This window comes from Delftia sp. BGA-UO-ETr-SB1 (assembly GCF_059567865.1).
This window is the reverse complement of the sequence record NZ_JCAQOW010000004.1, coordinates 1,320,520-1,334,101: the sequence shown is the minus strand read 5'-3', so window position 1 is coordinate 1,334,101 and position 13,582 is coordinate 1,320,520. Positions and strand designations below refer to the sequence as shown.

The window sequence follows — 13,582 nt, the reverse complement described above, 5'->3', positions numbered from 1 at the left end:
GCCTTGCCCATGGGCTCAGGCTCCGTCTTTTGGAGCAAGAGCACATGATCAAGCTCTCCGGCGTCACGCTGAGAGTCAAAAAAATCCGCGGTGGTCGCAACGGCGACTTTTGCGTGGGAGAGTTGTTCACCGACATCGGTGAATTCCGCGTCTTCGACCAACTGCTCGACCAGTTCGATGACGGCGTCTACAAAGGCACGGCTTGGGTTGAGCGCATCTTTTTGAAGCAGTACATCCACTTCAACAAGTCCATCACTGAGATCCGCGCCGTGCTGCACGATCTTCAGATCGATGACATGGAAGAGAGGCCTGCAGAACCCCATCTTGTCGAGGCTGACCCAGCGGATGAAGAGCCGCGAGCCGTTCCGCAACCGCCACCTCGGGCGGTACCAGTCAGCACCGCATCGACGCCTCCACCTGGTTCGAGCCCGGCCCAGTCCAGAGCGAATGTGGAAGAGCTGAAAAAGCGCATCCAAAAGCGGCTGGCGAGAGGGGACCAGGCTTCGACAGCAGTGTCGGCTTCTGACCCCGTACCTGCTGAAGATCCGCAGTCCGCGCAAGAGGCGCAGCTGCAGGAGCTTTTCGGGGAGCTTTGGCCGCAAGTGCACAGCCGGGACGCTGTGAAGCTCGATCCGACCGTGGATCGTCTTCGCCTGCGTCAGCAAGTGGCAGCCCTCAAGGACTTGGGCTACAGGATGGCAGACATTCAGAGCCAGACCTGGCATCCGATCTGACCTGACACATCAGCCCGCGTCGCGGGTTGTCTCTTGCGCATCTGGCGGTGCTCAATAGACAGCCTGCAGGACCCGACAGGGTAGGGGGCTCTCCAATTGGGGTGGCTGCGACCTGATGCGCAGCGGCTTTGCGATAGTGCAGCCACGGTGAAAGCCAAGCCGTGCCTGTGACCGCGCCTTTCATTGGTCGCCTGAGCTCCACCTGGTGACCGGCCTGCCTCTGGCGGCCAGGAGCATTGTGAAATCTGTGGAATCCGATGGGTTCCCTCAGCAGCTGCAGCTGCGGCTGCTGAGGGAAACCATCCAACCAATCAGTATGGTTTCGAGCACATTGAGCCCCGCAAATGTGCAAAGCAGTTCGCTGCTTGGGCATTGCCATCATCACCACCCTTTCGCGGGCACAAGAGCCCGTCAGGGAAGGCGTGCCCGCTCTTTTTTCGGGAGGAGTAGACTCATGGGCATGCCCATCAAACTGAGCGTCTTTGAAGCACTGACCGAGGCTGGCGTCACGCCAGACAAGGCCCGTGCTGTGGAGCGTGAGCTTGAAAATGCCATTCAGTCCGGCCAGGATGCTGTGCGTGCAGAGATGCGCGACCAGATCATGACCAAATCTGATGGAGCCGAGCTGAAATCTCAGATCGCCAACGTGCGAACTGAAATCTCGGCATCTGAGACTCGTCTCAATGCCCGTCTCAATGACCAGCTGCGCTGGATCATCACCACTCAGATTACGGTTGTCGGGCTCGCCATCGCGGCGGTCAAACTTCTGTAGTTCACCTTCTCATCCACCCTCGGGGACCATCGTCCCCCAGGGCCGGTTGTCCTCATTTCTTTAGAGACAACCATGACCAACCCTCAAGTTCTTCCTGTCTGGACGGCCGAGCAGCGCGCGCGCACGCATCAAGCGTTCAATCGCTGGCTGCTGGCCTGTACGGAGCAGGAGTATCAGAAGCTGATGGATCTGCGCGAGCAGGTCGCGCCAGGTGAAGTGTGTTCGATCGTCAAGCTGGTCCAGTCGTGCTACGCACGTCCGGAGTTGCTTGCTGGTCTGCCTGCCAGCCTGGTTCAACTGATGCGAGAACGGAATTTGCCGCAGCCTTTTGCTGTCGCATCCGCTGCCGCAGGATAGGAAGCGCATCACGCGCATCGAGCTCCTCGAAGAGGTGGACCAGGTCCAAATCTTCGACGGGGCTTCCTTCAATCACTCTCAATGTGTGGCGCGTTTCGGTCATCCGAAAAGTGTCGCACGAATTCAACCTTCCCCCTCCCGGATGGGCCGTGTCCCGTCCGGGCGCGCTCGTCCATTTCTACATCAGGAGAAATGTCATGACGCAAGTCGAAATCCCAAGCGCAGCCAAGGCGGACAGAACTGTTCAATTTGGTGCTCTTGCCCGCGCTAGCGGGAGGGAGTATCCGATTGAAATTCTGCGGAGTGCTGCGGGCTTCTACCTCGGAACCTGTTCCGACAGTGGTCCCTTCACCCGCGAATCTATGCAGTATTGGCCGACCCGTGAGAAGGCCAAGAAGGCATGGGATGAAGGGCGCTGGACACAGCGCACCTATCTCTGACCACCCACCCAGTTCACAGGTCCTCCTGTGGCTGGGACTTTCTATACCTCAACTCAACTTCAACCCGGATGGGCCGTCCCGTCCGGGGGCGCTCGTCCATTTCCCCTCAAGGAGAAATGACATGTCGCAAGTTCAATTCGCAACGTCCGCAATTTCTGCAATCGCGCCCTTCGGCCTGCTCGCAGCCCAACGCGGAGAGTTCCTGCAGCTGCAGGTGCTGTCCAGCGATGGAGACTTCTACCTCGGTACGAGGTCTGAGCATGGTCCGTTCACGCGGGAGTCTGATGAGTCCTGGAAGAGCGAGCGTCAGGCCATCTCGGCCTGGAACTCCGGAATGTGGACCCAGCTGTGATCTACCTGGCAAAGCTTGCTTTGCCATCTACCAACCAGCCAGCACCAGGGAACTTCCCTGGGCTGGCTTTCTTCTTTGAGGAGAGCAGGCCATGGCCCTGATCTTCGCGCGCCTGGCGCGCAACTACATCAAGGCCGGGTACTACCCGACCGATGAAGAATCGATTGCCCGCATCTCAAATCTGCTGCGCATGCCCGATCAGGGGAACGTGCGCATGTTGGACCCCTGCTGCGGCGAGGGCACGGCGCTGGCCGATGTGCGCCAACTGCTGACCGTCGCTCGCGGTGGGGCCGCCGGCGCCGAGGCCTTCGGCATCGAGCTGGACCGCGACCGTGCGCGGCACGCCAAGCAGATCCTCGATCGCGTGTTGCAAGCCGATGTGCACGATGTCATCGTGAAGCCACGCAGCATGGGTCTTCTGTTTCTCAACCCGCCATACGGCTACGGTGTCTCTGACCAAGCCGCGCAGCGATCCCTGATCGACGGCCCGGACAAGGCCGAGCGCTTGGAGCGAACGTTCCTGCGCAAGACCGTGCCCTATCTTGCTTACGGCGGTGTGATGGTCTACATCATTCCGCACTACGCCCTTGACGACGAGATCCGCGGCTACCTGGTGCGCAACTTTCAGAACCTGCGCGTCTTCATGGCACCCGAGCAACGCTTTCGGCAGTGCATCGTGGTCGGCACCCGCTGCCGGCCGACGCATGCCACCAAGGCCGCATTGCAGCCGCTGGTGGACGCGCAGGCCTCGGAGGAGGGCGTGCCCTTGTTACCGGACTCGTGGGAGCTGGAGCCCTATGTGATCCCTGCGCTGCAGGGGGATCTGGAGCTCGACTTCCATGCCGTGCAGATCGATGAGGAGCAACTGGCCGATGAGCTGGCTAAGTTCTCTCACAGCCTACTGTGGGAGGGCCTGCAGGGGCACTTCGCCCAAGCAACCGGCGCATGCCGACCGCCCCTTCGTGACCTGACACCTTGGCACCTGGCCTTGGCCTTGGCCGCTGGCCAGGTCACGGGAAAGATCACAGCCGGCAACGGCCGCACCTTTCTGATCAAGGGCGACACCTACAAGCGCAAGGAGCGCAAGGTCAGCATCGACGTGGACGAGAAGGGCAATGCCTCGCAGTCCACCGTGCTGCTGGACCGTTTCGTACCCGTCATCAACGCCATCGAGCTCACGCCCGATGAGCGCCTTGGGCAGATCGTCAAGATCGCCTAATTTTTTAACCCCCTGGGGCACCGAGCCCCACGGGCCGGCCGCCTCGACAACCAAGGAGGTGGCCATGCCACGTCAGCAACAAACCAATGTGGAGTTCCTCACCGAGCTCATGGAGTTCTCGAAGTTCGGGCCAATGGTTCAGGGCTTCGTGATTCAGGCCTTGCACGAGAAGGCGGACGAGATCGCAAACGATCCCCATCCGGAGCGCTATGACTGCGGGCTTTTTGACGGCACGTACTGGCAAGCGATTGCCCAGGATGTGGCCCGGCAAATGGCCGAGAAATATGGCGACTACAACCGCAACCAGCCTGCGATTGACTGACCTACAAATTTGCTGAGGCCCCCGCCTGGCCTGGCGTTGAGCAAGGCAAGTCAGGGCAGAACTTCTTTTCTTTTCACCCAATGGGGACAGCCCCATTGGGGGGCCGTCCCTGCACCACAGGAGATGACCATGGAAATTGATGACCTGGTGCGGCCGGCCGCCACCATTCCACAGACCACACCCTTTTTTCACGCGGGCCGCTGGGCGACAACGCTCGGCGTGGACGATCTCATCTGCAAAGGTGAAGTCGATCTGCACGAGCTGCTGCGCCGGCACCAAAGCGGGGATTGGGGGGAGATCCACACGCTCGATCGCGCGCTCAACCAGCACTCGCTGGTCGATCGCGCCATGGTGATGTCCGTCTACAAGGTGGGCGATCACACGATCTGGGTCATCACCGATGCGGGGTGGCAGACAACCACGTTGTTGCTGCCCTACGAGTATTGATGATGTCCGCGATCAAGACCCTCAAGCAGATTGCAGCGTTGGATCGCCATGGCCTTACGGCCCTGGATGAATCGATGCTGGATCTGCTTGCAACGCTGCCGGCACTGGTGCCGGACATCCTGAAAACCTTGGACCTGGCCAGCGATGCGCAAGCATCGTTGGAGAACGTCCTCTGCCATCTTGGCAACCGCATGACCGCCGCCGATCTTCGTGCGCGCGACCTTGTGGCCACCGAGCTCCTGCAGTCCCTGCAGGTCCTCTCGGGGCAGCCTGGCAGCAGGCTGCACTGACACCTTTCATCCACCCACCCGGGGCAGCAGCCCTCGGGGGAGGCTGTCCCATTTTCTATGGAGATAGCCATGAACCAAACTACACATCTGCCTGCTCCCGGAGCGGTTTTGTCGTTCCAGCAATGGGAAACATCCGTGATCGAGCTTCTTGTGAAGCAGCCCAAAGGCTGTGCCCTGAAGTTGGATCAGTACGGTGCGATCTTGCTGGTACTGGGGGAGCTTATTTACCTTGAGACAGGAGACGATGTAAGGGATGGCGGCAGCTGCGATTCATCGGCCTGGGACGAAGAAAACGCTGTGTCTTGCACGCAGGCTCTGTATGCCCGAGAGCTCTTTCAGCGTTGCACTCCCGACCAGGTGGAGTCGCATGAGCTGGAGATCCTCAACTTCTTCCTGCAGCGGCAGCCACATCGAGATCCAACCTACACAGACTTCGCCCGTCTCGTTCGTGCGGTGCTCATCCGGCATCCCGCCGGCACTGCCTTGCAAGTGCCTGGGCACCTCGACTACATCCTGGTCGGCGGTCTGGTCAGCTGCATCGAGAGCCAGTCCAGCATCGACGGCATTTGCTTGCGAGATGCCAGCGACTGGTCCTCGATGGAGGCTGATCTGAAGGCACTCATTGCGCCAAAGTTCATTCAGCGGTTCAGCGCCGAAGAGTTGGAGGCATACCTGCAGGAAGAGCCATCGACGTGCAGCAAGTTCGCACTTTCGGCGTCAGTGGATACCACTCGCATGAGTGCACTGGAGTACGAATGCGCGGTGATGGAGCTGCTGGTCGGACATCCAAAAGGCACGGGCCTCAAGGATGCGCGTGGAGCGATCTTCATCATCGATGGCGAGCTCATGCACGTCGCGGAGGGCAAGGAGCTCGATGATGCAACCGACTGCGATCCCGAGGCCTGGGGCGACACAGATCCAACACCGGATCTCGAAGCCCTGGCGCGCGCTGAGCTCGTGCAGGTCTTCTCTACTGCGGACGTGATCGCCTTCGAGCGCACACGGTCGTCTTGACCACCTTTCAGCGCTGCTGAATTCAACCAAAACCGGCTACAGCCGGTTTTCCAGAGCTTGCCAAGGGGTGCGCTGCGGAAAACCGTTTGAACCACTCAAAAACGGTTATAGGCGCGCTGAGCCTTGAAAGCGCGCCGGTCGCAAGACCAGGCATTTTTCCAACCACCCCTGCGGGCATCGTCCCGCAAGGGCGGCGCTCGCTCTCTCAATCCAATTTGAAGGAGCATCTCATGCGTACTCACCACAACCACTCCACACGCGATGGCCACAGATTTGTCACGATCGTTGACCTGGGCGGCGCCCGGGAGCTCGACATCTGCACCCTCAAGGGACTCGGCGGCGCTTTGGAGTCCCGTGCCTCGGTCCACCTTTGCTCCGGAAACTCTCGCCGCCACGTGATTGGTTTCAACGGCGATGGCGACTTCAATCGCCTCTTCCTTTCGACCAGCCCCAAGCGTGTCACCGAGAAGGTGGCCCGGGAACAGCACACGCTGATCCTGGCCCAACTCGAATCCATCAAGCTGGCCGTGGAAATGCACTATGCGGCGCAGGAACGAAAGGAGACCGCACATGCATGACATGGAAGTTGCTGCGCGCGGCGTCGTTGACACCTGGGAGCAGGGCAACTTGGCCCAGGCCGTCTGCGCCCTGGACAGATCCCTGCAGGACCAGAACCAATGGCGATTGGACTGCGCAGTGGCCATCGCTCGGGCGCGTGAGATCTATTGTTCTGAGACCTGCCTGATTGACACGCTTCCGCTTGTGGCGCCCTCGCAAGAGGGCACCTTTGTCGCGGCGTGGCTGTGGGTGCCAAACGCTCACTGATCCAACCTTCAACCCATGTGGGGCACGCCCCGCATGGGGCTGCTCCGTCTTCTTTGGAGCATCTTTTGACACCTCATCGCAGCCTCTACCGTATCGAAGGCTACGCGGATCTCTGGGTTGACGCGTGCCTGCGCAACGACGAAGGCGAGCTCATGTTCCTGTCTTTCTACGGCCGCGATGCCTCTGCCATGCAGTTCATCGCGGCCGCCGAGCTCGGCAGCCAGGCTGAAGCCGGCATCAGCCGCTTCAGCCTGGTCGGCGCCGGCGGCAAGCGTCAGCTGGTGGACCTCGGGCCTACCGACCGCCTGGCCAAGTTCAGCGGCCGGTTGCCACGCCAGAACCTGTTCGGGCCGCTGAGCCACCTGTGGCTCTACGACAAACGCCTGCGTGCGCTGGACAAGGCAAATCGCATCGGCTGGGTGCTGGCCACCACTGGTGACATCGAGGCGCGTGTGTGGAGCCTTGTCAAGGAACTGGCGCCCATCGCCTTGCTCGACGCCTGGCAGCAGCCGCTGCTGGCATGGTGTCAAGACAAAGGCGCTGTGCACGAGCTCGGCCAAGGTCTCTATCCCCGCATTGGTGAACTGCGAGCGCTGCGCGTGAGCATCACCGACCACTTCATCCGGCACGTCAGTGCCGGCGTCCGCGAGCGTCTGCTCGTCGCCTGAACCATCCTTGTGAGCCCTACCTGGCATCGCGCCAGGCCTCGGGCCCGCCTTCTCAACCACCTACCAGGGCGCACCGCTGTTCTTCAGCGGCGCGCCCTTATTTTTTGGAGCAAATCATGGAAGTTTCCACACCCCCCACACCCGTCCTGGAGCAGGACACAACTACCGTTGCACCTGTTGCAGCATCGGATGCTACGGGCGAATTCGGCCAGATCGAGGGCGAGGACTTCCTGGCCGAAGTGATCAGCGAGACCATCCCGCTGGGCGATTTCATCCGCGAGTTTGGCCAGGGCCTGCTTGACCAAGTGCGGGCCCAGCACCCGCCTGTCTACATGCCTGAGCGAGACAGCCAAACAAGCGTCTGGCAGGAACGCCAGCAGATCCTGCAGGGGCTCAAACGCAAGCCGTTCGCCGCGCAGTCGGAGGCCGTGCAGGCCATCGTCAAGCTGTTGGCCGACCGGGGTGAGCCCGCGGCCGTGCTGAACGCAGAGATGGGCACGGGCAAGACCATGATGGCCATCTGCACCGCCGTGCTGCTGCAGCGCCTGCAGCAGCGCAATCCTCGGACACTGATCATCTCGCCGCCCCACCTGGTCTACAAGTGGCGGCGTGAGATCCTGGAGACCGTGCCTGGTGCGCGCGTGTGGGTGCTCAACGGCCCGGACACGCTGCGCAAGCTGCTGGCCCTGCGTTCGCGCCTGGGCCTGGAATCCAGCCAGCCGGAGTTCTTCGTCCTGGGTCGCGTGCGCATGCGCATGGGTTTTCATTGGCGGCCGGCGTTCGTCGAACGCAAGCTGCTGATTGAGGGCCAGGTGTTCTCTGCGGCGTGCTGTCCCAACTGCATGCGGCCGCTCGAATCCAAAGGCGAGGAGGGCGAGACGCTGCCGCTGTCGGCCCCCCTGGCCAAGCAGCTGCTGAGCGAGCGCCGGCGAAAGTGCGACAGCTGCAGCTCCACGCTGTGGACGCTCATCCGTAGCGGGAAGCCCATCCAGTCCATGTACGACCTGGTGCTCGACGCGCTGCAGCAGCTGCCGACCATCGGGCCGGTAGCGGCCAAGCGTCTGCTCAAGACCTTCGGCGAGAAGACTTTGGCGGCCATGCTTGAGGACAACGTCTACGAGTTCGTGAACTTGATGGACGAGAACGGCGACCTGGTGTTTTCCGACCGACAGGCAAAGCGCATGGAGCGCCGGCTTGCCAACTTCGAGTTCTCGATAGGGCAGGGGGGCTATCAGCCCACCGAGTTCATCAAGCGCTATCTGCCCAAGGACTACTTTGGGCTGCTGGTGGTAGATGAGGGCCATGAGTACAAGAACGAGGGCTCGGCCCAGGGGCAGGCCATGGGTGTGCTGGCCAGCCAGTGCTCGAAAGTGCTTCTGCTGACAGGAACGCTCATGGGCGGCTATGCAGACGACCTCTTCCATCTCCTGTGGCGGATCAACCCCGCCGCGCTGATCGAGGACGGATTCAAACCGTCCAAGAATGGCTCCATGGCTGCGGCGACGATGGGTTTCATGCGAACGCACGGCGTGCTCAAGGACGTGTACAAGGAGTCGGCATCGACCTCCCACCGCACGGCCAAGGGCAAGCAACTCACGGTGCGCACATCCAAGGCCCCGGGCTTCGGCCCGGTGGGCATCATGCGATATGTGCTGCCCATCACGGTCTTCCTGAAGCTGCGCGACATCGGCCAGAAGGTGCTCCCGGGCTATGCCGAGTCCTTCATCGACGTGCAGATGCAGGAGGACCAGGCCGAGGCCTACCAGGCTATGGCGCTCAACCTCGTGCAGATGCTCAAACAGGCCCTGGCCATGAAAGACAGCACGCTGCTGGGCGTGGTCATGAACGTGCTGCTGGCATGGCCAGAATGCTGCTTCAGGACCGAGACCGTCAGGCATCCCAGGACCAAGGCACTGCTTCACCTGCAGGCGCCGGTCTTCTCGGAAACCGAGTGCACACCCAAAGAGCAAAAGCTGATCGAGCTGTGTTTGGAAGAGAAAGCACAGGGCCGCAAGGTGCTGGTCTATTCCATCTACACGGGCACACGCGACACTACCGCCAGGCTGCGCATGCACCTGGAAGCCCGAGGCTTCAAGGTCGCTGTGCTGCGCGCCAGCGTGGACGCATCGAAGCGAGAGGACTGGGTGGCTGACCAGGTCGATCGCGGCGTCGATGTGGTCATCACCAACCCTGAGCTCGTGAAGACTGGCCTGGATCTCCTGGAATTTCCGACCATCGTTTTCATGCAGTCCGGCTTCAATGTCTACACGATGATGCAGGCGGCCAGGCGCTCATGGCGCATCGGCCAAAAGCTCGACGTGCGCGTGATCTTCCTGGGCTATGCCGGCACGAGCCAGATGGATTGCCTGCGGCTCATGGCCAAGAAGATCACAGTGTCTCAGTCCACCTCGGGCGACATGCCCGAGTGTGGCTTGGACGTGCTCAATGACAATGAGGGCGAGAGCATCGAAGTGGCCCTAGCCAGAGAGTTGCTCTCAACCTAGCAATAGCCAAAGCCCCATCAGGTTGGATCTGATGGGGCTTTGTATCATTGTATTAGTATAATATTGTTGCCAATTGCTTTATTTTATATGTCAACATTAATTCGAATTATCACACCCTCGCTCAATTTGAAGCCGTCTACGGCACGGTTAATTTCGAGATCATTAGCAATCCTTTTGTTTCTTGCATTTGTCCTGGAAATAGCGCCGTTTATTACTAGAGATGACACGGTGCATCAAGCCCTCTCATCAGCGAATTATAAATCTGCTAAAGAAAGGGCTATGAATATAGTTTCATATACTAAAGATTCTAAAAAAGACATTTATGAGTACCAAGCTAGTAAGTTTGTTAGTGTCTTGGTGCCTATGGAAATAGGCTACAATAACATAACGGACGAGCCGTGGATAGATGAATCCAAGCCAATCTTAAGAATTAAATACGATATAGTTATACTGTGGCTAGGTTTGGTCTTGGCTGCATATGCGGGAATTAGAACTCTTTTTCTTGAGGGTAATAATAATGTATCCGATATAACTGCAGAAAATTCAAAAAATCAGCCCGAGAGAGATTTGGGGAATCTTTCGCCTGTTGTACAGTTTGAAAAAGAAGTACAAGCTGCGCGGAAAAGTGCAGACGAAATATTTTCCAGAGCAACATTCCTAGTTTTTGTTGGTGTCATACTTGCTTTTGTTGGCGTGGCTATTTTCTATATAACTCTGCCAGAGACGAAAAGCGATGAAAATCTAAACGTTTATTTGGCAAAAGTTTTGCGCCCCACGGGTGTGCTGATATTTGTGGAAGCAATTGCATGGTTTCTGTTGAGACAATATAGGTCTCTTGTGGAAGATTATAAATGGTTTTATAGTCTTTATTTGAAGCGCTCTAATTTTCTTGCGGCAATTCGAATCCTAGACAAAGAAGCAGTCAGAGCAGAAGATATTTTTATAGCAGCATCACTGGTTCAAGAAGATTTTTCTGGCAAACTAAAAACAGGCGAGACAACGGAGTCGCTTGAGAAGCTAAAAATCTCTGAAGATAGTCCTGTTACAGAATTAATCAAGGTGTTTTCAGCACTACAGATGAATCAAGGTAAAGGTGTCGTCGGAAACACAAATCAAGATAAATAATGCACATTAAATTTATATGATGTGGTTGTTTAATGAATTACTTGAATGTTAAAGGTGCTTTGCAATTTATATTTACACTGACTATAATATGGATATAATGACTCATTCAGAATGGTTGTGAATATCTCTCAACTCCTTTATGCTTGCCGCATCATGAACTAGGGAAAGTGCACTGGATATATCAATCTTTTTGTGCTTCATAAGATATTTCAAACTCTGCGCAAACGGAGAGCTGCCAACACCTATTCTTCTTTGCTGACTAAGAAAATCTTTTTCAAAGCTTTGAAGTTCTGTGCCATCACTTTGAGGCGACAGCATTTTCTCAACTGTTTCCGCCAGCAAAGTGACACCATTCTGTTTTGCTGTGAAATCCATGATTTCAAAAGCCAACGATTTCGCGTGCGAGTTTGTCGTTGGCAGTAAAGCTTGTGCCAGAACTCCCACTACATTGGTCGCAAAAGACAGCTTTTCGCCCTGCGTATCGAGAAAGCCCAGCGCTTTTCGGATTGCGCCCATGGCATTGGCGGCGTGGATAGTGCCGAACACCAGGTGACCCGATTCACCGGCGCGCACGGCAGCCTTCATAGTCTCTGCGTCGCGGATCTCACCGATGCTCAGAACGTCCGGAACATACCGTAGCGCTTGTTCAACTGCGTTGGCATAACTGTCTACATCGTTTCCTACCTCTCGGTAGGTAAACCGCGACATCCGAGCCTTGTAGATAAATTCAATGGGCTCTTCAATGATGACGATGTTGGATGAGCGTTGCTTGTTAATCTGGTTGAGCATTGCTGCAATGCTCGTGCTCTTTCCTGCACCAGTGCGGCCAGTTACCAGAACCAGGCCACTGCGTGCATTGCATATACTGGAGAGTGTCTCCGGAAGACCCAGTTCGCTCAACGTCTCCGCTACCGGACGCAGACACCGCAGCATCAAACCGATTCCCCCCATATCTTGCTGTTGCAGCGTGCACCTAACGCGAAATGGTATTACCTCGCCTTCGGTTTTTCCTGGAGCATCCAGGGTAATCATCGGATGAAGACATCCGTTGTTCTTCTCAAGCAGATCATTCCATTTCCCCCCTGATTGCGGAGTCTGTTCCCTTTTGGAGAAGAGATTGGTGATCAGTTTGTTGAGATCGCCGGCGGTGTAGACGAGCTTTCGAGGTGCTGCACCATCGCTGCTTATTTCAAAGTCAGCCCATTGATTGCTGGTAATTCTCAATCTGACAGGCTGTTCGGGCTGAATATACACATCAGTGTACAGGGCCGAGTCATTGGTATTGAAAATCTTGTTTATCAGATCCGTGAAGTTATCAAGCTCAACAAATGAATTTTCTTGCATATTTCCGCCTATTTGCTCAACCGATTTGCAAATGCCTGGACCTCAGCTGATGTAAGGAAGTCAGGCAAATTGATTTTCCAACCCGCGCCACAAGATTCATATCGATTCTGTGCACGCGATGCGATACAGGTTGACCGATCTGCATCTGGGACGACTCCACCATTTCCTTGCGTGTATCCTGATGCTGTCAAGGCGCTGTCATACAGCTTGGGATCAGCCAGGACGATAGGGGCAGATCCATCGACTGTCGCAGAGACGATAAAGCTTTCCACCCCACCTGTGGGTTTAGGAGGATCGTCACGGTCATATACGAGTTTGAATATAGCAACCCACCGCTCTCTGTACGGATTGAGATCACTTGCCGTCGCTGGCAAGGCAGCATGGTATTTAAGCATGCTGCTATCCACAGCGCATCTGTGCAAAGTCGGGTCATATGTGATGGTTCCACCTTCTCCGGTCACACTGTTCACATTGACCTTGCATAGCTTGTCCGCATCTGTTCCGTCCGTCATGGCTGCTATGTAAGCCGTTCTGTTGGAGTTGAAATGTGCATCAGCAGCTATTGCGAATTGCGTCCAGTCGCTCGATATGGACTTTGCCTTAGTTACTTCGTTGCCCTTTGATAATAAGCTAAAACTTGCCAGCAGAATGATTGAAAGCAGCGTCAATCCAACAGCTATCTCGATCAGCGCTACACCTCTGTGTTGGTTTTTCATTTTGTCTTTCCTACATACTGCACAGTAAAGTGGCGGACTCTGCGATTTCTTGATCTCCGACGGCATAGTAATTCTCTCTTTTCTGAATCTTCGGTCCTGATTCTGCGTCGGGAAACAGTTGAGCAATGTTTGCCAGGGCTTCCTCGCTGATGTCAGTACAAGCAGACCACGCACCGTCTTCGCCTTTGATTACATACCAGGAAGAGCGCATATCAGCTGTGTTCATGCCAGAAGGGGCGCTCACCTTGATGTCTCGCCAGTAAAGTCTCTTCAGAGCGATTCTGTCACTATCAGAAAAATAATGATCAGCAGCGGTCATGAATGCTTTGTACTGCTTTATTTCTTCACTCGCGCTTATCTTTATTTCTGTGGCGCCGGAATCACCCTGCGAGGACGCATAGCTGAATATTGCAGCCAAAAAGAATGCAATGTATACGAAGATCCACATTCATC

The 13,582-nt window shown here is 56.7% G+C and carries 18 protein-coding genes; 15 read left to right on the top strand and 3 right to left on the bottom strand.

Annotated features, from left to right (window positions below; genetic code table 11):
• The first annotated feature begins 44 nt into the window (after positions 1-44).
• From AC57B5_RS06585 to AC57B5_RS06515, 15 genes are all read left to right on the top strand, one after another.
• The gene (locus tag AC57B5_RS06585) at positions 45-734 is read left to right on the top strand and encodes a DUF3275 family protein (protein WP_496399060.1); all 690 of its coding nucleotides are present in this window, start codon (positions 45-47) and stop codon (positions 732-734) included.
• 454 nt (positions 735-1,188) lie between these two features.
• The gene (locus AC57B5_RS06580) at positions 1,189-1,506 is read left to right on the top strand and encodes a hypothetical protein (RefSeq protein WP_319073961.1); all 318 of its coding nucleotides are present in this window, start codon (positions 1,189-1,191) and stop codon (positions 1,504-1,506) included.
• 72 nt (positions 1,507-1,578) lie between these two features.
• Entirely contained in the window at positions 1,579-1,863 is a 285-nt protein-coding gene (locus tag AC57B5_RS06575) for a hypothetical protein (protein WP_319073963.1), read from the top strand.
• A gap of 197 nt (positions 1,864-2,060) precedes the next feature.
• The gene (locus tag AC57B5_RS06570) at positions 2,061-2,303 is read left to right on the top strand and encodes a hypothetical protein (RefSeq protein ID WP_496399059.1); all 243 of its coding nucleotides are present in this window, start codon (positions 2,061-2,063) and stop codon (positions 2,301-2,303) included.
• Between the two features lie 121 nt (positions 2,304-2,424).
• Positions 2,425-2,655, top strand: coding sequence for a hypothetical protein (locus AC57B5_RS06565; RefSeq protein WP_160853027.1), 231 nt, complete (start codon positions 2,425-2,427; stop codon positions 2,653-2,655).
• Between the two features lie 91 nt (positions 2,656-2,746).
• Positions 2,747-3,874 (top strand): DUF6094 domain-containing protein, encoded by a 1,128-nt coding sequence (locus AC57B5_RS06560; protein ID WP_496399058.1) that lies wholly within the window; start codon positions 2,747-2,749, stop codon positions 3,872-3,874.
• 64 nt (positions 3,875-3,938) lie between these two features.
• The gene (locus AC57B5_RS06555; protein ID WP_496399057.1) at positions 3,939-4,196 is read left to right on the top strand and encodes a hypothetical protein; all 258 of its coding nucleotides are present in this window, start codon (positions 3,939-3,941) and stop codon (positions 4,194-4,196) included.
• Between the two features lie 129 nt (positions 4,197-4,325).
• A complete protein-coding gene (locus AC57B5_RS06550; RefSeq protein WP_496399056.1) occupies positions 4,326-4,643 on the top strand; it encodes a type I restriction endonuclease subunit M in 318 nt (105 codons plus the stop codon).
• Between the two features lie 2 nt (positions 4,644-4,645).
• On the top strand, positions 4,646-4,933 hold the full coding sequence (locus tag AC57B5_RS06545) for a hypothetical protein (RefSeq protein WP_496399055.1): 288 nt from the start codon (positions 4,646-4,648) through the stop codon (positions 4,931-4,933).
• A 69-nt stretch (positions 4,934-5,002) separates the two neighbouring features.
• Entirely contained in the window at positions 5,003-5,947 is a 945-nt protein-coding gene (locus AC57B5_RS06540; RefSeq protein ID WP_496399054.1) for a hypothetical protein, read from the top strand.
• An 86-nt stretch (positions 5,948-6,033) separates the two neighbouring features.
• Complete coding sequence (locus tag AC57B5_RS06535; RefSeq protein ID WP_496399053.1) at positions 6,034-6,525, top strand: hypothetical protein; 492 nt, start codon at positions 6,034-6,036, stop codon at positions 6,523-6,525.
• Positions 6,518-6,772 carry a hypothetical protein gene (locus AC57B5_RS06530; RefSeq protein WP_496399052.1) on the top strand — a complete coding sequence of 85 codons (255 nt, stop codon included), beginning with the start codon at positions 6,518-6,520 and terminating at the stop codon, positions 6,770-6,772. The genes AC57B5_RS06535 and AC57B5_RS06530 overlap by 8 nt, the downstream gene beginning before the upstream one ends.
• A gap of 65 nt (positions 6,773-6,837) precedes the next feature.
• Positions 6,838-7,440 (top strand): hypothetical protein, encoded by a 603-nt coding sequence (locus AC57B5_RS06525; protein WP_496399051.1) that lies wholly within the window; start codon positions 6,838-6,840, stop codon positions 7,438-7,440.
• Between the two features lie 116 nt (positions 7,441-7,556).
• A complete protein-coding gene (locus AC57B5_RS06520; protein ID WP_496399050.1) occupies positions 7,557-9,944 on the top strand; it encodes a DEAD/DEAH box helicase family protein in 2,388 nt (795 codons plus the stop codon).
• 228 nt (positions 9,945-10,172) lie between these two features.
• Positions 10,173-11,069 (top strand): hypothetical protein, encoded by an 897-nt coding sequence (locus AC57B5_RS06515; RefSeq protein WP_496399049.1) that lies wholly within the window; start codon positions 10,173-10,175, stop codon positions 11,067-11,069.
• A 102-nt stretch (positions 11,070-11,171) separates the two neighbouring features.
• Here AC57B5_RS06515 and AC57B5_RS06510 read toward each other — a convergent pair whose 3' ends face one another.
• From AC57B5_RS06510 to AC57B5_RS06500, 3 genes are read right to left on the bottom strand one after another with little or no spacing between them, the layout of a single operon-like run.
• Positions 11,172-12,413 carry a type IV pilus twitching motility protein PilT gene (locus AC57B5_RS06510; RefSeq protein ID WP_496399048.1) on the bottom strand — a complete coding sequence of 414 codons (1,242 nt, stop codon included), beginning with the start codon at positions 12,411-12,413 and terminating at the stop codon, positions 11,172-11,174.
• Between the two features lie 8 nt (positions 12,414-12,421).
• Positions 12,422-13,129, bottom strand: coding sequence for a hypothetical protein (locus AC57B5_RS06505; protein ID WP_082254774.1), 708 nt, complete (start codon positions 13,127-13,129; stop codon positions 12,422-12,424).
• Between the two features lie 10 nt (positions 13,130-13,139).
• A complete protein-coding gene (locus AC57B5_RS06500; protein WP_043792099.1) occupies positions 13,140-13,577 on the bottom strand; it encodes a hypothetical protein in 438 nt (145 codons plus the stop codon).
• Between the last annotated feature and the right edge of the window lie 5 nt (positions 13,578-13,582).